1 protein-coding gene is annotated in these 255 nt (G+C 67.8%); it reads right to left on the bottom strand.

Annotation, left to right across the window (positions count from 1 at the left end):
• Positions 1-235: IS4/Tn5 family transposase DNA-binding protein (locus DNK49_RS23715; RefSeq protein ID WP_243632496.1), on the bottom strand; the 235-nt coding region annotated here is incomplete at its 3' end.
• Between the last annotated feature and the right edge of the window lie 20 nt (positions 236-255).

The raw sequence follows: 255 nt of genomic DNA, 5'->3' as shown, positions 1-255 counted from the left end.
CGGCCATCCGCGCCTCGGTACGCGCCATGTGCGGCGCCAGCACCGCCTCCCAGCTCAGCCCCCGTTTATCCGCACGCGCCTGATCGAACAGTCGATAGGCTGCCTGGGTTTCCGCGCGGCTGTTGCAGGCCCCGGGAATGCTCGCAGAGGGGGCCTCGGCCAACCGGTCCGCCAGCTTGATCAAGCGCTTGGTCAGACGGCCATCGCCCGCCTGTGCTCCGCCAAATTCGTTCATTGCCCAGCTCCCTTCGTCGT

The organism is Parazoarcus communis SWub3 = DSM 12120 (assembly GCF_003226565.1).
Lineage (GTDB): Bacteria > Pseudomonadota > Gammaproteobacteria > Burkholderiales > Rhodocyclaceae > Parazoarcus > Parazoarcus communis.
The sequence above is the reverse complement of the archived record's forward strand: the minus strand, read 5'-3'. Positions and strand labels throughout refer to the sequence as shown.